Consider the following 19,099-nt stretch of genomic DNA (forward strand, 5'->3'; position numbering starts at 1 on the left):
TTTTGTCAATTAAGGTACTAACGAAGAGACTTTAAACTTTATCAAAATATGCATTATATTTAGAAATATAATGGTCAAATTTTTCATAGGCAATTCTCAAACGATTGAAATTATTGTGTAAAAGCATACTTTTCTTACTTACAATTCTTATATCATTTTTTAAATTAATTATTTGAAACTGATAATCTTTTAATATTTCCTCATCATTCAATTCTTTCATTATAGACTCAATCCTATTTATTTCTTCATAAAATAATGTTATCTGATTTTCATAAAGTGGTTTTAGAATGTCATACTCTTCCTTCTTATCTAAGTAAATGAGGGTTATTCTCTCAAACTCTTGTAATGCAACAGGAAAAAACATTTTTGATATCTTTTCAATTTCTATAATATAAGATTGCAAATTAATTAAGTCATTAATTTTAGTAATATCTTCAATAAAATCAATTGCGCCTAAAATTTTCTCTGTTCTAAATTCAAGCAATTCTTCTCCTCTCAAATTGACTCTTTTAAATGCTGGTATTTCATTTAAATTATTTTTTGAATAAATGTCATAAAAATCAAAATTATCATATTTTGAAATATTGATTAACCCTTCAATCATCAATCTCAATTCATCAATAATATAATTTTGAATAAATGTATCTAAATCATCTTCAATTAATTTAATTGTTTTATATGCAAAATCAACAACTTCATTCCAAGAACTATAGAATATGATTTTTTTATTCAAATCTCCTATTGAGTGATATTTTTTTGTATAACCATTTATTTCAAAAAATTTACAAAATCTATAATATAACCAATCCGAAAAGGGTGTTATATTAACATTCTTATATTTAATAGTTACATAAAAATAACTTGCTCTTCCATAGCCGAAATTACTTTTAACTTCAAGACTAAAGTCTTCAGGGATTTGATATTTTGGATTTGACCAGCCTCCAATTTTATTTGAAATAATGAGAACATTCTTAGTTTCTCTTAATTTGGAAAAAAACAAGTAATAATTAATTATATTTTTACGAGATTCCAAATATTCCAAAGCTTTTACTTTTAAAGAATTATAGGAAAATTCAGTTTTATCTTTTTTAATTTCAATAGAAAAAAAAGTATTAATTTTTACATAAAAATCAAATAAACTTATTTCAAGATTAACGAATGAATCACTTAAATCTCGACAATATGTAAATGATTTATTTTGATATGGAAGAAAGATATTCCTAAGTGTATTATGAAAAAAAATAAAATCGTCTTTATCTTTTATAAATTGATTTTTAAAAACATCTAATTTTTCAAATAAAAGATTCGGCACATTCAATTTTTCTTTCAAATATTCATTATTAATTTTTTTTAAAATATAAATTTTTTCATTCTCAAGTGTTTCCATAAAAGTTAGTTTTGTAACAACAAATCTACGAAAACTCACGCAAGCTATATTCAGCGTCCACCGAAATCCTTATCTTTACAAACATAAAATTTTACTATGAACCATCAACCGGTTGAAGGTTTTTCCAAATTGTCAAAACAAGGAAAAATCGATTGGCTAATCAAAGAATATCTCGACGGAAACAAAGAACACGAAACGGTTCTCACTCAATATTGGAACGAAAATCCAGACCTTCAAAAACTGCACGACGAATTCTCGGAAAACACAATTTCCAATTTCTTTATGCCTTACGGAATTGCTCCAAACTTCCTGATAGACGGTAAACTTTTGGCGCTTCCAATGGCGGTTGAAGAAAGTTCTGTGGTGGCGGCAGCTTCCAAAGCGGCAAAATTCTGGATTGACAAAGGTGGTTTCAAAACAACGATTATCAACACAGAAAAACTGGGTCACACGCATTTTATCTTCAAGACCGAGGCTCATAAACTGCTTCATTTTTTCAATTTTAAACTGAAGAAAAAATTATTGGAGGCCACGGAAGATATTACCAAAAATATGCGTAACCGTGGTGGCGGAATTCTGAATATCAAACTCATCGACAAAACTGCTGAACTGGAAGATTATTTCCAATTGAAAGCGAGTTTTGATACCGTGGATTCTATGGGCGCGAATTTCATTAATTCTTGTCTTGAACAATTCGGCAAAACTTTGAAAGAAGAAGTTGCCAACGAGGAAAGTTTCTCGCAGGAAGAAAAGGATTCGTTGCAAATCGTGATGAATATCCTTTCCAATTACACGCCGGATTGCATCGTAAGAGCCGAAGTTTCCTGCAAAATTGAAGATTTGAAAGACGATAGCGGGATTTCCAATGAAGAATTTGCGTGGAAATTCAAACGTGCGGTGACAATTGCAGAGATCGAACCTTACAGAGCAACGACGCACAACAAAGGAATTATGAATGGTGTTGATGCTGTGGTCATTGCAACCGGAAATGATTTCCGTGCGACGGAAGCTTGCGCACACGCTTATGCCGCAAGAAACGGAAAATATTCTTCGTTGACACATTGCACCACGGACAATGGGATTTTCAGATTTTGGATTGACTTGCCAATTTCGGTTGGTGTGGTTGGCGGATTGACAAATCTTCATCCGTTGGTAAAATTCTCATTGGCTTTATTAGGAAAGCCATCTGCTCAGGAATTGATGAGTATTTTGGCGGTTTCTGGTTTGGCGCAAAATTTTGGAGCGCTTCGTTCTTTGGTGACAACAGGAATCCAGAAAGGTCATATGAAAATGCACCTATTCAACATTCTGAATCAATTTGGTGCGACGGAAGAGGAGAAACAGCATTTTGTGACCTACTTCAAAGACAAAACGGTGAGCCATCACGAGGTTATTGCGGAGTTGGAAAAATTGAGAAATAAATAGATTTATGTTTGGACTCGCATTATCAGTATTAATCTTGATTTTCGGAATATTTTTGAGAACGACAAACAATCCCGGATTCGCAAGTTCGAAACGATTTTCTTGGCTGTTCATCATCTTGGGAATTATCACATTGGTTGGGAAAATTGTTATTTTATATCAAAAAGGGGAAATGTAAAACAAATCCTTTGAAGAGGTAAATTTCCAAGTTGGGAATATTGAGCAAGAAATAATTATATTTGTATAAATAGTTGAAAATGGAAACTTTAATTTTAAATAACGGCACAAAAAAAGATTTGGAGTTGCTTTTAGAGATTGCAAAAAAATTGGGTTTAAACTTAACTTTAGCAAAAAATGAATCTTCTGAAGACAAAAGAAAACGCCTTTTGGCACTCGCTGAAAAATTAGACAATTCTATCACTCCAAATAATATAACGATGGAGGAAATTGTGGAAGAATGCAACATCGTAAGAAAAGAGAATTATGAAAAAAGGAAAAATAATTCTTGACACCAATATTTGGGTCTCTTATTTTTTCAACGGAAAGCTTAATGAATTATCTAAAATCATATTAGACAATGAATTGAGTGTTTTTACAACATCATTTTTAATTGATGAATTGAAAGATGTTCTTTCCAGAGAAAAAATCAAGAAAAAATTAAAATTCTCTTTAGATTCCTATATTGATTTTCATCAACAAGTTACCGAACATTTTCAAATTACAGAAGAATTTGAAGGATGTCCTGATCCGAAAGATAATTTTCTTTTCGACCTTGCAATACAGTCAAAAGCAAAAACAATTGTAACTGGAGACAAAAAACTTCTTGATTTCAAAACTGAAAATATTTCTGTAATCTCACTTTCAGACTTCTTGCAGGATTTACTATAAAATCAATATTTATTAAAATTTAAATGAAAAACCTTACTCTAATCATCGGCGGAATCTACGGTTTATTGTCCGTAGTTCTTGGTGCATTTGGTGCGCACGCCTTCAAAAAAATATTATCAATCGAAAGACTGGAAAGCTTCGAAACGGGTGTTCGTTATCAAATGTATGCGGCGTTTTTCCTTTTGATTGTAGGTTATATTCTAAAATTCGAAACGACTTCTGAAAAATGGATTTCCATTTTGATGATCGCGGGAACTTTTATATTTTCCGTGAGCATTTATTGTCTGGCTTTTCAGGATGTTTGGGGCGTTAATTTGAAATTCCTTGGACCTATCACGCCACTTGGCGGATTGTTTATGATCATTAGTTGGGGAATGTTGATCTGGTATTTTGCTAAAGCTAAGTTTTAATTAGTATATTCACCACATAGACACATAGTTATTTGTAGATTTTTAAGATAAAATAGTTGGACACTTGATTCTATTTTATCCTTAACAAAACAAATATTTCGTTTTTCTATGTGTCTATGTGGTTTAGTAATTTTAAATAGACTCTAAATGTTCTTCATCTTCGGAATCAAAACCAAACTCGTAGGAAAAGAAGACCGTAAAGTACTGAAAAATGGCTTTATGGCAAATGCTATTGTGTCGGTTTACAAAAATTATTTCGAATTGTTTTTCATTCCGATATTTCCATTCAGTAAGAAATACAGCATTTACATTCCACATTCGGATGAGTATTATGAGACCGGATTTGGCTCTTCGAATATGCCGAAAGAATATCTGGAACTTTGTAAAGAAGTTGGAAGGAATTACTGAAAACCCAAGCTGTGTGAGCGATGTTAGCGAAAATCCCAGAATACACGCTGGCTAAAGCCAGGCAATGAGGAATTGCAGCGGTCGTAGCGACCCAAGCGGCTGGAACTTAGCGCTGGCGAGGGACACACCCAGATAATAGTGAAAACTGATTTCAATCAGACATTTATATAATGTAATTCATCACTTTTTCTTAAATTTGTGAATCTTATAAAATCTAAAAATTAATCAATAATATATTATGAATCTTCACGAGTATCAATCAAAAGAGATTTTAGCAAAATACGGGGTTAATATCCAACGTGGTTTTGTTGCAAACAATGTGGACGAAGCTGTGTCTGCTGCCGAAAAACTTACTGCTGAAACTGGAGCGCAAGCTTGGGTAGTAAAAGCTCAGATCCACGCTGGTGGTAGAGGAAAAGGTGGCGGTGTAAAGTTCTCTCCAAATATGGACAAACTGAAAGAAAACGCTGGAAACATCATCGGAATGCAATTGATCACACCTCAGACTTCTGCTGAAGGTAAAAAAGTACATTCTGTTTTGGTAGCTGAAGATGTATATTATCCGGGAGAATCTGAAACTAAAGAATTTTACGTTTCTATCCTTCTAGACAGAGCTTTAGGGAAAAACACGATTGTTTATTCTACAGAAGGTGGGATGGATATCGAGCACGTTGCAGAAGTTACGCCTCACTTGATCCACAAAGAAGTGATCGATGCGGCTTACGGATTGCAAGGTTTCCAAGCTAGAAAAATTGCTTTCGGACTTGGTCTTGAAGGGAATGCTTTCAAAGAATTCACAAAATTCATTACGTCTCTTTACAACGCTTACATCGGGATCGATGCTTCTCTTTTCGAGATCAACCCGGTTCTAAAGACTTCTGACAACAAGATCATCGCAGTAGATGCAAAAGTAACTTTGGATGACAACTCATTGTTCCGTCACAAAGACCTTGCTGAATTGAGAGATACAAGAGAAGAAGATCCATTGGACGTAGAAGCTGGCGAAGCTGGTCTTAACTTCGTGAAGTTGGACGGAAACGTGGCTTGTATGGTAAACGGAGCTGGTCTTGCAATGGCGACTATGGATATCATCAAATTGTCTGGTGGAAATCCTGCAAACTTCTTGGACGTAGGTGGAACAGCTGATGCACAGAGAGTTCAAACCGCTTTCGGGATCATCTTGAGAGACCCGAACGTAAAAGCGATCTTGATCAACATCTTCGGAGGGATCGTAAGATGCGACAGAGTTGCGCAAGGTGTTGTAGATGCTTACCACGCGATGGGAAGCCTTCCAGTACCATTGATCGTAAGATTGCAAGGAACCAACGCTGTAGAAGCTAAAAAACTAATTGACGAGTCTGGACTTCCTGTTCACTCTGCAATTACTTTGGACGAAGCCGCAAACAAAGTAAAAGAAGTTCTTGCTAGCTAAGAATTTTCTAAAATAAATATCAGATCCGTTCAATTTTTTGAGCGGATTTTTTTGTGTTTTGATTTGGGACAGCTATTTGACATTCGTCGAAACCGATTTATAGTCTTTTTTTATGGCAGCTTTTCCGCCTTCCACTCCCGCTATTTTTCCCGTCGCATTTCCCGTCGCAAAAAATGAGCTTCGTTCAAGTCGGGCTGCAACTTCGCGAAATACAACATTTGTCTGTAAATCCAAAACGGTCATAAGTTTGAGCTTTCCTTTCAAATTTGTTTTATTCGCCACATTTTCAGAATCAAATTACCAAAGCATCTATTTTTAATTTATATTTGTTAGAGAAAGAACACATATGGAAGTAGTATTACTCTTAGCGATTTTGATTTTCACCTTGATCATTTACAATAGAACAAATCAAAAACCCGCAGATCAGCAGCAAAACTTTAAACAACTCAATAACAAGATCGATGATCTGAAAGAACAGATCTCAACCTTGCGATTCATCTTAAATGACTTGTCACGAACAACATCTAAAGAAGAAAAGCTTCCGATTGTTGAGGAAGAAAAACCTACAACAGACGTAGAACCAAAAATTGAGGAGCCGATTTTTGAGAAAACAATTATTGAAGAATCGATCACAGAGGAACAAGAAAGTGTAGAAAAAACAATTCCACAAGAAGAAGCACAAATCTCTCAAGTCGCCTTCAGTTCAAACGAAAATCCCGTTGTGGTCAGAGAAGAAATTCTTGAACCTGCAATTCCTATTATTTCAGAACCGATCGTTCCAAAAAAATCTTGGATAGAAAACTTTAAAGAGAAAAATCCAGACATCGAGAAATTCATCGGTGAAAACCTCATCAACAAGATTGGAATTTTGATCTTAGTTCTAGGAATCAGTTTCTTTGTGAAATATGCGATTGACAAAGATTGGATCAACGAACCTGCGCGTGTCGGAATCGGGATTTTAAGTGGCGCCATCGTGATGGTCATCGCCCACCGATTGAAGAAAAACTACGTGGCGTTCAGTTCCGTTTTTGTGGCCGGAGCTATCAGTATTTTTTATCTCACAATCGGAATTGCCTTCCACGATTACAAATTATTCAGCCAAACCGTTGCTTTCATCATTATGGTGGTGATCACCATTTTCAGTGTGCTGTTTTCGGTTTCGTATGACAGAAAAGAATTGGCGATTCTCTCCTTGATTGGCGGTTTTGCCGTTCCATTTATGGTCAGCACCGGCGAAGGCAACTACAAAGTTCTCTTCACCTACATTGCAATCCTGAACATCGGAATGTTGATCATTGCCTATTTCAAAAAATGGAATCTAGTGACTTTGTTGGCATTCATTTTCACTTGTGTCTTGTTCTCCGGATGGTTTGGCGTCGAGTATTCTGATAACAAGCTTCCGTATCGTGGTGCATTATTTTTCGCGACCATTTTCTATATCATCTTTAGCATTGCGACGGTGATCAACAATATCCGAAACAAAGGCGGATTCACGAAGATGGAATATTTCCTGATGCTGGCGAACACATTTTTCTATTTCGGAATGGGCGCAAGCATTATCCAAAGCTGGAAACCTGAGTTCAAAGGGCTTTTTACAATTGCTTTGGCTTTGTACAATTTGGTTTTCGCAATGGTTTTGTACCGAAAATTTGGGATCAACAAGAATGCGATTTACTTTTTGCTGGGCTTGGCTTTGACTTTTGTAACCTTGACGATTCCTTTCCAGTTCAATGGAAATTACATCACCTTGTTTTGGGCTGGCGAAGCGGTTTTGCTATTATGGCTTTCTCAGAAATCGAAGATTTCGACTTTCAAATTTGGCGCGATCGTCGTTCAGATTCTGATGCTTTTCAGTCTGTTCATAGATTGGAATCAGTATTATCATGAGTTTACAGACATTACTTTAAAACCATTTTTCAATAAGATCTTCATCACAGGATTGGTGGCGTTGGCTTCTTTGGTGGCAACCTATTATTTATTAAAAAAAGAAAAAGAGATCACACATTTCTACTTCCTCGAGATCGATCCGAAAACATATCGAAATTCGGCGATTATCTTGTCGGTGATCATTGGTTATTTTGTTGGAATGTTCGAGGTCTTTTATCAGTCTAATGAATATATTACAAATTATTATTCGGCGACATCGCTTCCGGTTTTGTATCATTTTATCTTCAGTGCAGGATTGATTTTCTTTGTTTTAAAACGGAAAAACAACTTCAATACAAGCTTCGCCATTAGTTTGGCAGGAATCAATATTTTGCTTTACCTGATCATCTACTTCCAACTGACGACAAATGAAATGGTTGAAAACATCACGCAATACACCTCAAACAAAACCGCTTATTTCACACACTATCTATTGTTGATGTGTCTAGGCTATTTCCTTTACATCATCGTTACAAACAGAGCAAACAACGAGTTTTCAAAATTCTTGAATCACAAATTTGCGCTGTGGCTTTTGGCTTTTTGTGTGGTCTATATTTTGAGCAACGAGGTGATGATCCACAGCTTGATATTCTCCGGCGACATCGTGGATCAGGCAGAATTGGCGAAAACCTACCCAATGAAAGACGGCCTTTACAATGCTGACAAAGTCTCATTTATCGACAATAAAATCTCATTAGCAAAAATTCAGATCATCAAAATTGGTTACCCTATTCTTTGGGGCGTTCTCTCTTTCATTTTCCTGATTGTCGGGATTAGAAAACAGAACAAACCTTTGCGTATTATTTCTCTTTCTTTATTAGGTTTGACGATTGCAAAACTCTTCTTATTCGACATTACAAACGTGTCAGAAACTGGGAAAATTATTGCATTTATTTTGCTGGGCGTTCTTATCTTAATTATCTCATTCGTTTATCAGAAAATCAAAAAACTTGTGATCGATGAGCAACCTCAAAACACAGACAATGAAGACCATATTTAGTATACTTTCCATTCTTTTTGCGTTAAGCTTTTCCTCTGCGCAAAATTATCAGGGGAAGATGAATCCAGTTTCAGAAAGTGGTTTGCATCAAATTGTGATTTCTCCAGAATTGCGTTCTGCTTCTCAAAATAATTTAGATCATCTGAGAATTTTCGATGCGAAAAATAATGAAGTTCCTTACGTTCTTTTTGAGGGAAAATCTACGGATTTACAATATGAGAATTTGACGATTTTATCAAAAAACGCAGTTCCAAATAAAGTCACGTCCATCATTGTTTCCAACGAAAAAGCGTTGAACCTAGATCATCTCACTTTAAAGATCGCCAACACAGATGTTGATAAAACCTACAGCATCAGCGGAAGCAATAACAACTTGGAATGGTTTGGCTTGGTCATTAATCAGAAGATCATAGGACTGAACGATGCTGGTGAAAACTTCGTGGAGCGTGATTTTTCCTTTCCTTTGAATAATTACAAGTTCTTGAAAATTGATTTCATTGATAAGAATTCGCTTCCAATCAATGTTTTGGAAGTTGGGTTGGAGAAAAATTATGCAATTAAAAAATCGAAGATAGAACTTCAAAATTTCGAGCAGAGAATCACGACTGATAAAAAGAATAAACAAACGAAGATCCACTTCAGCTTCAAAGATCCTCAGGTGATTGACGCCATCAGTTTTGATATTTCGGCACCAAATTTCTATTTGAGAGAAGCACGAATTGTCATTAATAAAACTCGAATTCAGAAAAGAGCTGAAGTCAATTATGCTGAAACCATCAGCAATTTCCAACTCAATTCTAAAGTCAAAAACAGCTTTGAAGTTTCAGAATTGTTGGTCAAAGAATTCACGATTGAAATTGATAATCAAGACAATCCGGAATTGGAAATCAAGAAGATCTCATTTTTTCAAAATCCAGTGAGCATTTTGTCCGACCTTAAAGCCAATGAAAATTACATTTTTAAAATCGATTCGAAGCTTTCTGCACCAGCTTACGATTTGGCACAGTCGGGCATTGATTTCAATCAAAGTTACCCAGTTGCGACCATTTCAAATTTAAACAAAATCGACAATCCGAAAGATGCTGACTCATCTAAAACCTTTTGGCAAACACCTTTGTTTATGTGGCTTTGCATTGGTCTTGCGGTTTTGATCATTGGTTACTTTGCCATGACGATGATCAAGGATTTGAATAAGGAAAATTAAAATTCCAAATGTGAGTTTAATGATTTAATCTTTCGGAGGTTCGGAATTGGTGATGTTGATGCTTGTTGGCGTCACCAAGCTAATGTTTTCTTTCATTAACCTGTCATTGATTTTAATGATGGCTTCGCTCTTTAGCTTTCCAAAATCACTTCCAATCTCCAGCCAGAATTTGACCTGCAAAGTGAAGACACCTTGCTTCACGGTGGTAATGATGACATCTGCAGAATCTGCCTTATCGACGTGTTGCAAACTTTTGATCTCATCCAATATCGCATCTTTTGCTCGACTTACATCTTCGCCCATCGGAACTTCGAAGTCAAAAATAATTCGGCGTTGAGGCGAAGCTGTGATGTTAAAGAATGGCGAATTGAAAATCACCTGATTTGGGATGTAGACTTTTTTTCCATCGTCGGTAATCAACTTCGTCGTGAGCAATCCAATATCCTGAACAGTGCCGGAATTACCTCCAATCGTGACATAGTCGCCAATCTTGAAAGCCTTGTCCACACTGACCAACATTCCGGAAAATATACTGGAAACCAAATCTTTGAGCGCAACCCCAGCAATTACACCGGCAACCCCCAAACTTCCCAAAAACTTCATAAAGAATCCACTGAATCCCATGATCTCCAGTGCGATGAAAGTTCCCATGAGGATAATCAGGAATTTGAAAACCGAAATCAATGTTACAACTGAATCATTTTTAGTTTTCGGGAAAAACTTGTGGAATAACATTACAGACCATCGGCTGAGATATTTGCTTGTGGTGAGGAAAAACAGGAAAATCAAAATTCCTACAACAAGCCTCGGCGTGAGCTGTGCAAAACTGATGTACCATCTTTGTAAGACGTTGTAAACTGTGTTTATATAATCCATTCTTAAGATTTTATGATTTCGTGCAAAGTGTCATTAAACTAAAAAACCGACAATGATGCCGGTTTTAGTATGTGTGTAAATCTAAGTATTATTTTGCTTCGTTAGCAATTCTTTTTGCTTGTCCGCTTGGCAAATAGATACTAAATCCTACGTTGAAAGTAATGTTAGAATTAAGTCCTTCGTTACCGAAACCTGATTGTCCTACATATTTTACAAGACCTTCGATACCGATGTTAGGTGTAATGAAGTAAGAATATCCTGGACCAACTCCGAAATCTAAACCTGTAGTTGAGTTTCCGCTTTCTACGGAAGAACCTCCAACACCTAAGTTACCTTCGAAGAAGAAACGGCCGTGGTTCAATAAATTATCAACACCAGCTTCTCCCGGAGAGATGAAGTAACGGCCTAAAGCTCCAACACCATAGTCGAATCTTGTTGGTGAACCATTAGTCACTTTTCCAATCCCAAGGTTTACATAACCCCCTAAAGCTACATTATCCTTGATGAAATAAGCGGCCTTTGGCTGTAAAGCAATGCTGTAACCTCCACCTGTATTAAGTCCAAAGTTACTTGAAAGTAAGCTACTTCCTACCATCCAATTTCCTTCTTGTATCTGTGCATTTGCGGTTGAGAATAATCCTGCTCCTAAAACTACTGCTCCTAATAATAATTTTTTCATATTGTTAAATTTTTCGTTAATAATTATATAATCTTCATTTTACAAAGGTTGTGCCATTTCTATAAAATGTGATTTATAACAGCTATTAGACTTATTTAACTATAATTGTGATAAATTGAAAATCAGTATTAAGCAACGATTTGTTGCTTAAACAAAAAATAAGATTTTTTTGTAGTTGGATGCAGACAGAAAAGCATAGCTCAAGATTGATAAATTGATCTTTAAAAGTTAACATTAAAAGTTTAAGAACCTATTTAAAAATTATTGAAATATTCATTTTTAATTAATTTTTGTCTGCCCCCAACGCTAAAGGGAGCAAAAAACAATTAAAAATTCTTTCAAAATCACTCCCTTTAGCGTTGGAAAAATAATTTTGAGAGAGTTTTAGACAGACTCTAATAACTCAGTGTATTTTTCTTTTAGTAATTCCCAAATCAACTCTTGTTTATAAATCATTATACTGGATCGCGATTGTGATTGGAGTCGCGTATGAATATCTTTTTTGATGCCCAAAGACATAGCCTCCAAAAGTTTTTCTTTATTTTTGGAAGGAAAGATCAATCCGTTGTGCTGGTTCTGTATAATTTCGTTACATCCATTGATATCAGATACCAAGGCTGGGATTCCCATTGCCAAAGCCTGTAAAACCACATTAGGAAAACCTTCCCTGTAACTGGGAAATACCAGCGCATTGCTGATGGCAAAGTAAGGCCTGACATCTTTCTGAAAACCTACCGAAACTATGTCGGGATTTGTTTCTATCTCATTTAAAACATCTTGAGACAAAGGATCCAGATCTTGTTCCAAAGGACCTACTAGGAGGAGTTTGAGATTTGGGGAGTTGGTGGGTTGGAGAGCAGGTGGGTTGGAGAGTTGGAGGGTCTGGAATGCAGAAATCAATTCGTTGATTCCTTTGTCTCTTACCAATCTTCCTACGAAGATAAAAACGAAATCATCTTCTGCAATATTTAAGTCTTTTCTTAATTGTGTTTTGGTCTCCTCAGAAAACAGAGCAGGATCAAAATGACCAAGGTCTATGCCGTTCACATTTCCATTTCCAATAATGGTCAATGGTTTGTCTGTGATTTTAAAATTTTCCAGATCGGACTTCACACCTTGTCCTTCGGGAAAAATATTTGTGGCACAACGGCAAAGGATCTTGTCCATAAGGATCAGAATTTTTTGTAATACTCCTTCTTTGTAGGGGAAAACCAAGCCAGTAAAGGTATGAATTCTAACCGGGACGCCAGCCAGCTTCCCAGCTATCATAGACAACAAACCGGCCTTTGGTGTGATAGAATGGATGATATCCGGTTTTTCTTTTCTGAAATAAATGTAAAGCTTAATCAGTGAAATCAAATCTTTGACGGGCGAAATCTGACGCTGAATTTCGATCGGATGTACTTTTACACCTTCTCTCTCCCTAACTTCATCCAAATCTGCACCTGAACCAGAAATTGCAGTAAGATCATAATACTGGTTGAGAAACTTGAGTTGCCCTTTGAGCAATATATTGAGAGACATGGGAACCGTTGCAATTCTGAAGAGCTTTTTCATTCGCTGGGAAATTTCTGCAAATATAGGAAAAGGTTGTGGGTGATGGATGTGGACTGCAGTTTCGACTAATAAGTAGTTTTCTAATAGCGCAAAGATTTCAATTTGCATGAGCAACATGTACCCAAGTGTAAAAAAGTATCATTTTTTAATAGTCGTAGCATCAGGTAATTTTTTCCCTGGAAAATGTATCACGCTGTGTGTTGATATCGTTTACCAAACCCCGTAATCTGACCGGCACCAAGTCGCATTATCCAAGCCTTATCGTGCGTTTATCCATACACCAACCCGCAAGGAGACGAATTTGACATCCCTCCCCAGACCTAAAGGGGGTTACTTTTGATTTTACCCCAGCCCTAAAGGGGAGTCGCGACAGTACGCCAACCGTAGAGGGAGACGAATTTGACATTCTTCCCCAGCCCTAAAGGGAGTCGTATTGACGATTGCTTACTGTTGACCGCATGAAGTGGGTTACCCCAGCCCTAAGGGAGAATTTTCCACGGTGGGTATCGGGTTATAATTCTTTGGTTTGGCTTTGCTTTCTATTTTTGAATTTGATCAATGTATACTCGAAAAAAAGTGGAAAACTTTCGCCCCAGTCCTAAAGGGAGAATTTTCCACTTTGAGTATCGGGTTATAATTCTTTGGATTGGCTTTGCTTTCTATCTTTGAATTTGATCAATGCATACAGCATGATTTCCGCTGGGATTACTAGGGTGGTGGGTCGCGATTAGAAGATTGAATCAGTAATGTGCATCTTTGGACAATGATTAAAATCTAATAAATTAATTTCCTTTTTATCGAATAATTCTGGACTGAGAAAATTTTGATTTAAAAAAACTTGTTATCTTCTTTTCGAAAACTAAATAATAAATATAGCTAATAAAACAACAAACTGCTATTAATGTGAAAAATTCCAGTAGGGCTATAGGTTTAGATTTGGTAACTGGTATCAACCTAAACATTATCCCAAAAAATAATGTGTGTACAAGGTACAGGGAATAGCTCGAATTACCAATCAACATTAATATGTTTTTCTGATTTATTTTCCAATTCCATACATGTATAGACAAATAAACTAAAATCGAACATGAAAGGGCTATAATAAGATGAGAAGAAAACTTAAAAAATTCAAACTGATTTGTTCTCATCCACACGAAGGCACACAATAATAAAAGCACAGAAAAAACAGTTAAGTAAACATTAAACTTAATTTCTTTTTTTATTAAAACGGCAACCAAAAAACCTAGTATAAATTCTAAATTATACAAATTAAAAATTAAGTTAAAAAAAACATTATTAGATAGAGTCCCAAGGTAATTAACCAGAATTATTGCCACAACCCAGAAAGGAACAAAAACATTCCAGACTTTTGATGAAAAAAAATTGACGCTAAAAATAATATAAAAAAAAACTTCAAATACTAATGTCCACGCCACAACTAATGCCGTCTCTCCAAGTGGAAATAACGTTAATGAAGTTAAAACACTTATAGGCCGATCTACATTTGTAAGTGGTGTAAACTTATAAAGCAATAATACGATAACGGATATCGGGAGGTAAGGAATATAAATTTTAAAAATTCGGTTTAATATATAAGTCTTCAAGTATGTTTTATTATTTTTATATTTATACGTTGTATAGGTAATAATGAAACCAGAAAGGACAAAAAAGAAGTCAACTCCATATTTGCCGTTTTTAGAAATAAATTCTATAAAAGGTACGTTTAACTTGTAAATAAAATATTCAAAGTTAGCATATCCATGGTGAAACACTACTAATAAGCATGCTATTCCTCGAAAAATTTGTAACATATCAAAATGTTGTTCTTTTATCATATCTTAATATAAATTAGGCGTAAAATTAAACAATGAAATATATGAATCAGCAGTAGTGCATTATAAAAAAGGTTATGTAAATCGCGCTATTTAGCGGGATATCATGAGTTTTTTAATTTCAGAGTTGTATGAATAACACTTGCCAAAAGGTAAACCCCGATTGCCGATTTTCTTTTTGCAAATCCATAAAACAGCTTCCATTGCAAAGGCATTACAGCAACATCAAAATTTCTAAATGATTGTAGGTAAATTGGATCATCCAACAAAGATTTTATCTTCTGATATTTTTTGTATTCAGATTTTTTTGAGAGAACCTCGTTGAGAGAAACGCCAAGAAGTCCTAATGAAATTCTGTTATTAAGCGCTACTTGAAAACTTTCATCGCGATTGCTAATTTCCTTTTCAATCAATGAATATAGATTTTTCCATTTTTTGAGAAGGTCTGCATTATAATTGCTTGTCAGGGAAGTTTCGTTGTACTTTCTGTAGTAGTACAGGGGTTTATCCGTAACAAAAACATTACTGCAATGTCCCAGATATTGAATGTTAAAAAAAGCATCTTCGGTTCCAATAAGTTTGGAATCCAAAAATTTGATATTAAAGTCTTTTATCAATTTTGCCCTATAAATCTTCCCCCAAGCTGTTACAAGACTATCAGCCTGTGTAGGATCTGCTAATTCTTTATCTGTAAGTCCTACCAATCGTCTTTGAATTATTTCGGCATTATAAAATCCTGATAGATTCAACACTCTCGGAAGTTCCTTATTTTTAAACATCCTATTATATGAGCAACAATACAAATCTACCTTTTGATTTTGTTGAAAGGTTTCCTCAATCAAGTTGTGGGCAATCCAGTCATCATTATCAACAAACATGATCCAATCGCTGCTAGAATTTTGCACTCCTACATTTCTGGTCTCAGACAAGCCTTTGTTTTTTTGATCAATTACAACGATACGATCATCCTGAGTTTTGTAATTTTCTAATATCTCTAATGTATTATCTGTAGAACCATCATTGACACAAACAATTTCTAAATTCTTATATGTCTGACTGATAATGCTATCAATACATTGATGGATATAATCTTTACCATTGTAGCAAGCAATTACGACTGATATTCTGGGATTATCTGCGACTAGTGACATAAGAAAACAATTTGTTTGATGTAGTAACTCCTAAAATTTTTATTATCTGAGATAATATTTTATTTCGTAATGATAACGGGTAATCTAAAACACTTATGTTGTTTTGGATAGTTTTTATTTCGTCAGAATTAAATGATTTTGCGAATATGACCAATAACAAAAAATGGAAGTTCAAATTGTAATAAAGATACTTGAGATCTGGATTTTCCTTAATTTTGGGCATCCACTTTTGGAGTGTGTAAAGGATACCCAAAATACTTTTGCTATCAAAACTAAAAGTTGCAGAATCCTTTCTGTTTTTTCGATAGATATAGAATGTGCGATTTAGAAAAGCAATCTTTTTGCTGAACAAAAGAACAGAATATACCCAATCTATATCTTCAGCTTTGATTCCTTCCTTAAATGTAACATCATTACTTATCAGCAGTTCTCTTTTTGCACAAATGATCCAAGCCGCACCGGGGAATTTATTTTCTTTCACCAATTCTTCAATCAGCTCACTTTTTTTATAGCGCTCCAGCTTTTCGACATCATAATTGCCCCTACTGATTATCAATTCTCCAGTTGTTTCGTTCCTATCTTTACAACCATATATAATAATATCTGGGGCTTCCTTCATCTTGTTATCCAAAGCCTTTAATGCATTACTATCATCCCAATAGTCGTCCCCGTCCATAAAAATAATGTAATCACCTATCGCTTTTTGAAGTCCAAAATTTCTTGCTGATGATGCTCCGCCATTTGATTTGCTGTAGTACTTTACTTTCGTACTTGATAAATATTTTTTACAAATCTCCTCGCTGCCATCAGTTGATCCATCATTTACAATGACGATTTCATAATCATCAAAATCCTGTCCTATCAGTGAGTCTAAACAATGTGATATGTATTGCTCTAAATTATAAACAGAAATAATTATGCTTATTTTCATTAATTTCTTGTTTTAATTTTCAAATAAATAGTGAGTGCAATTCCAAAAGGAATGGCTAGCAATGTGTATGCTTTTTTGGGAGAATCGGAGAACCAATCTCTTTTTTTTGCAATAATAGAACTCGAAACATAATGAACTGCATTTTTGAAAATAAATGCTGGCGTCACACGTGACATGCTCATATTCAGTTTCCTTAATTCGGCAAAACTTCTTGGACTGTTCATAAATTGATTCAGAATATTGTTTGCCATCCCGGTTTCCTGATAATCTACAAAGCAAAAATTCTTGTTGAGAACCAACATTGGTAGCTTTTCATCAACTTTCAAAAACAAATAGATGGGATTAAAGTTTTTTTCGCCTGGGAACACTTTCATAGGAGCCACCTCTTTTAGCAATTTGGTTTTATGAACCATTTTGACATCAGCATCGAACTTATATTTCGTTGCAAGCTCTGTAATGTACAGTTTATCAACCTCAGGAAGCATTCTGTTTTTAAGAGGTTTACCATCTAGATCATAATCTAATCCAATAATCCCTGCGACATCTTCTGATCCATTTCTTTCCCAAAACTTAGTTATATTTTCTACTCCATCTTCCGGCATAAAATCATCGGAATCTATGCATATGAAAAGTTCCGTGTCTGCTTTCTCAATTCCTAAATTGTATGCTGTATGGATTCCACCGTTTTCTTTAAAATAGCATTCTATTGGAATTTTATTTTCGGCCTTCCAATTTTCCACAACCGATTGGGTATTATCAGATGAGCCATCATCTATAATGAGCCATTTGAAGTTAGCATTTGTTTGACTCAAAAGACTGTTATATAATCTCTCTAAAAGATCTGCGCGATTGTATGCTGGTGTAAAAACGGTAAGTATTGGCATCAAAATAAATTGTTTTAGGTGAATAGTTTGCGTATTAGTATTATATAGATTTCATATACATCAAATAAGTAAACATAAAATAAATCCAGATAATAATTCCCATCGTTTTATAATGATCATCCCATAACTTATAACGCAACATGGGATATGCAATAACCGGCGCCATCAAAAACCACGATAGATATGCAAATCTATTGCTGTAATTAGCTGTGATCACTAAAATCCAAAATGCATTGGCTATTGTGTAGGTACCAAAAAGATGGATGTAAAAAATATCTGAGATCTTCTTTTTAAAAATAAAATAGATTCCTGACATAATTCCAAAACTGCTGTAAAAGACAAAATCCCATCTGAAACCACTGGCAGAGAACGATCCTTCTACCTGCTCCCCAGTAGCATAGCCTGCAGTTCGATCTTCGAACCCCAGCCCAAAAAAAAGACTCTGCCAAAACCCACCCCCTGCTAACGAAAGCGGAATGGCAAAAAGCCAGATATAAAGATATATTTTAGGGTTTTTATAAATTCCCGAAATGATAAATGCAGTGATCGGAATAATTAATGATGAGTGCGTCAGGAATGACAAAATGAATAGTGCATACATCCATATTTTCTTTTTATAATAACAAAGTGCTAAAAGAAAAAGAGAGGTCCCTATTCCGTTTCTAATGCCATTGACACCGTAAGCCCAAAAAGAAAATGAACAGACCAACATAAAAAAAGAAAAGAACCAATATTTTTTGAAATACTTCTTTGAAAAAACGTAACATGGGAGTAAATATAAGAGTGCACACAGGAAGAAGAAATACTTTACAGGCATTATTTTAGAGCACAATAGCATAAAATAATTAAAAATATAATCATTTGTGATTTCTGCTTTACCAGCATTCATCAAACTATAACCTTGTGCATAAGTACCTGTATCACCAAAATATCTACCGCTAATAGGTCGAAAACCTATATATAAAACTAGTAATATTAACAATACGCCTCCAAAAATTGAAAAAAACTCCAAAGATTTACGATCTCGAATATCAAATATTAAAGAATGTCCCAGAACAAGCAAACTTACTATCAGCATGGTCTGATAATATATAAATGTATAACTCGATAGT

General features: G+C 34.9%; 18 protein-coding genes. 8 read left to right on the forward strand and 10 right to left on the reverse strand.

What is annotated here, in order from left to right:
* Nucleotides 1-31: 31 nt before the first annotated feature.
* Nucleotides 32-1,387, reverse strand: a complete 1,356-nt coding sequence (locus IO90_RS00120) for a hypothetical protein (protein ID WP_034962739.1) — start codon at nucleotides 1,385-1,387, stop codon at nucleotides 32-34.
* A 96-nt stretch (nucleotides 1,388-1,483) separates the two neighbouring features.
* Here IO90_RS00120 and IO90_RS00125 point away from each other — a divergent pair, with 96 nt between their 5' ends.
* The 6 genes from IO90_RS00125 (at nucleotide 1,484) to sucC (ending at nucleotide 5,947) form a co-directional block, all read left to right on the forward strand.
* Complete coding sequence (locus IO90_RS00125) at nucleotides 1,484-2,812, forward strand: hydroxymethylglutaryl-CoA reductase, degradative (protein ID WP_034962741.1); 1,329 nt, start codon at nucleotides 1,484-1,486, stop codon at nucleotides 2,810-2,812.
* A 254-nt stretch (nucleotides 2,813-3,066) separates the two neighbouring features.
* On the forward strand, nucleotides 3,067-3,318 hold the full coding sequence (locus IO90_RS00130) for a hypothetical protein (protein ID WP_034962743.1): 252 nt from the start codon (nucleotides 3,067-3,069) through the stop codon (nucleotides 3,316-3,318).
* Nucleotides 3,293-3,697: a putative toxin-antitoxin system toxin component, PIN family gene (locus IO90_RS00135; RefSeq protein WP_034962745.1), complete on the forward strand. Its 405-nt coding sequence runs from the start codon at nucleotides 3,293-3,295 to the stop codon at nucleotides 3,695-3,697. Before IO90_RS00130 ends, IO90_RS00135 begins: the two co-directional genes overlap by 26 nt.
* A 23-nt stretch (nucleotides 3,698-3,720) precedes the next feature.
* Complete coding sequence (locus IO90_RS00140) at nucleotides 3,721-4,107, forward strand: DUF423 domain-containing protein (RefSeq protein WP_034962748.1); 387 nt, start codon at nucleotides 3,721-3,723, stop codon at nucleotides 4,105-4,107.
* Between the two features lie 147 nt (nucleotides 4,108-4,254).
* A complete protein-coding gene (locus IO90_RS00145; protein ID WP_034962750.1) occupies nucleotides 4,255-4,515 on the forward strand; it encodes a hypothetical protein in 261 nt (86 codons plus the stop codon).
* A gap of 238 nt (nucleotides 4,516-4,753) precedes the next feature.
* Nucleotides 4,754-5,947, forward strand: coding sequence for an ADP-forming succinate--CoA ligase subunit beta (gene sucC / locus IO90_RS00150; RefSeq protein WP_034962752.1), 1,194 nt, complete (start codon nucleotides 4,754-4,756; stop codon nucleotides 5,945-5,947).
* A gap of 72 nt (nucleotides 5,948-6,019) precedes the next feature.
* Here sucC and IO90_RS00155 read toward each other — a convergent pair whose 3' ends face one another.
* The gene (locus IO90_RS00155) at nucleotides 6,020-6,229 is read right to left on the reverse strand and encodes a hypothetical protein (protein WP_034962754.1); all 210 of its coding nucleotides are present in this window, start codon (nucleotides 6,227-6,229) and stop codon (nucleotides 6,020-6,022) included.
* 64 nt (nucleotides 6,230-6,293) lie between these two features.
* On the opposite strand from IO90_RS00155, the gene IO90_RS00160 reads away from it, so the two are divergent.
* Both IO90_RS00160 and IO90_RS00165 read left to right on the forward strand, forming a co-directional pair.
* Entirely contained in the window at nucleotides 6,294-8,873 is a 2,580-nt protein-coding gene (locus IO90_RS00160; protein ID WP_034962757.1) for a DUF2339 domain-containing protein, read from the forward strand.
* A complete protein-coding gene (locus IO90_RS00165; RefSeq protein WP_228374623.1) occupies nucleotides 8,857-10,077 on the forward strand; it encodes a hypothetical protein in 1,221 nt (406 codons plus the stop codon). Before IO90_RS00160 ends, IO90_RS00165 begins: the two co-directional genes overlap by 17 nt.
* Nucleotides 10,078-10,101: 24 nt before the next feature.
* Here the strand turns inward: IO90_RS00165 and IO90_RS00170 are convergent, their stop codons facing one another.
* The 8 genes from IO90_RS00170 to IO90_RS00205 all read right to left on the reverse strand — a co-directional run bounded on the left by IO90_RS00170 (nucleotide 10,102) and on the right by IO90_RS00205 (nucleotide 19,065).
* On the reverse strand, nucleotides 10,102-10,953 hold the full coding sequence (locus IO90_RS00170) for a mechanosensitive ion channel family protein (protein WP_034962760.1): 852 nt from the start codon (nucleotides 10,951-10,953) through the stop codon (nucleotides 10,102-10,104).
* Nucleotides 10,954-11,041: 88 nt separating this feature from the next.
* Entirely contained in the window at nucleotides 11,042-11,632 is a 591-nt protein-coding gene (locus IO90_RS00175; RefSeq protein WP_034962762.1) for a hypothetical protein, read from the reverse strand.
* 384 nt (nucleotides 11,633-12,016) lie between these two features.
* Nucleotides 12,017-13,189, reverse strand: a complete 1,173-nt coding sequence (locus IO90_RS00180; protein ID WP_034962763.1) for a glycosyltransferase family 4 protein — start codon at nucleotides 13,187-13,189, stop codon at nucleotides 12,017-12,019.
* Between the two features lie 794 nt (nucleotides 13,190-13,983).
* Nucleotides 13,984-15,024 carry an acyltransferase family protein gene (locus tag IO90_RS19200; protein WP_034962765.1) on the reverse strand — a complete coding sequence of 347 codons (1,041 nt, stop codon included), beginning with the start codon at nucleotides 15,022-15,024 and terminating at the stop codon, nucleotides 13,984-13,986.
* A 101-nt stretch (nucleotides 15,025-15,125) separates the two neighbouring features.
* The gene (locus IO90_RS18550) at nucleotides 15,126-16,172 is read right to left on the reverse strand and encodes a glycosyltransferase family 2 protein (RefSeq protein WP_076768745.1); all 1,047 of its coding nucleotides are present in this window, start codon (nucleotides 16,170-16,172) and stop codon (nucleotides 15,126-15,128) included.
* Nucleotides 16,153-17,103 (reverse strand): glycosyltransferase family 2 protein, encoded by a 951-nt coding sequence (locus tag IO90_RS00195; protein ID WP_034962769.1) that lies wholly within the window; start codon nucleotides 17,101-17,103, stop codon nucleotides 16,153-16,155. Before IO90_RS00195 ends, IO90_RS18550 begins: the two co-directional genes overlap by 20 nt.
* The gene (locus IO90_RS00200) at nucleotides 17,103-17,987 is read right to left on the reverse strand and encodes a glycosyltransferase family 2 protein (protein ID WP_034962771.1); all 885 of its coding nucleotides are present in this window, start codon (nucleotides 17,985-17,987) and stop codon (nucleotides 17,103-17,105) included. Before IO90_RS00200 ends, IO90_RS00195 begins: the two co-directional genes overlap by 1 nt.
* Nucleotides 17,988-18,027: 40 nt before the next feature.
* On the reverse strand, nucleotides 18,028-19,065 hold the full coding sequence (locus tag IO90_RS00205) for an EpsG family protein (protein ID WP_228374624.1): 1,038 nt from the start codon (nucleotides 19,063-19,065) through the stop codon (nucleotides 18,028-18,030).
* Between the last annotated feature and the right edge of the window lie 34 nt (nucleotides 19,066-19,099).

It is taken from the genome of Chryseobacterium sp. FH1 (assembly GCF_000735135.1).
Lineage (GTDB): Bacteria > Bacteroidota > Bacteroidia > Flavobacteriales > Weeksellaceae > Epilithonimonas.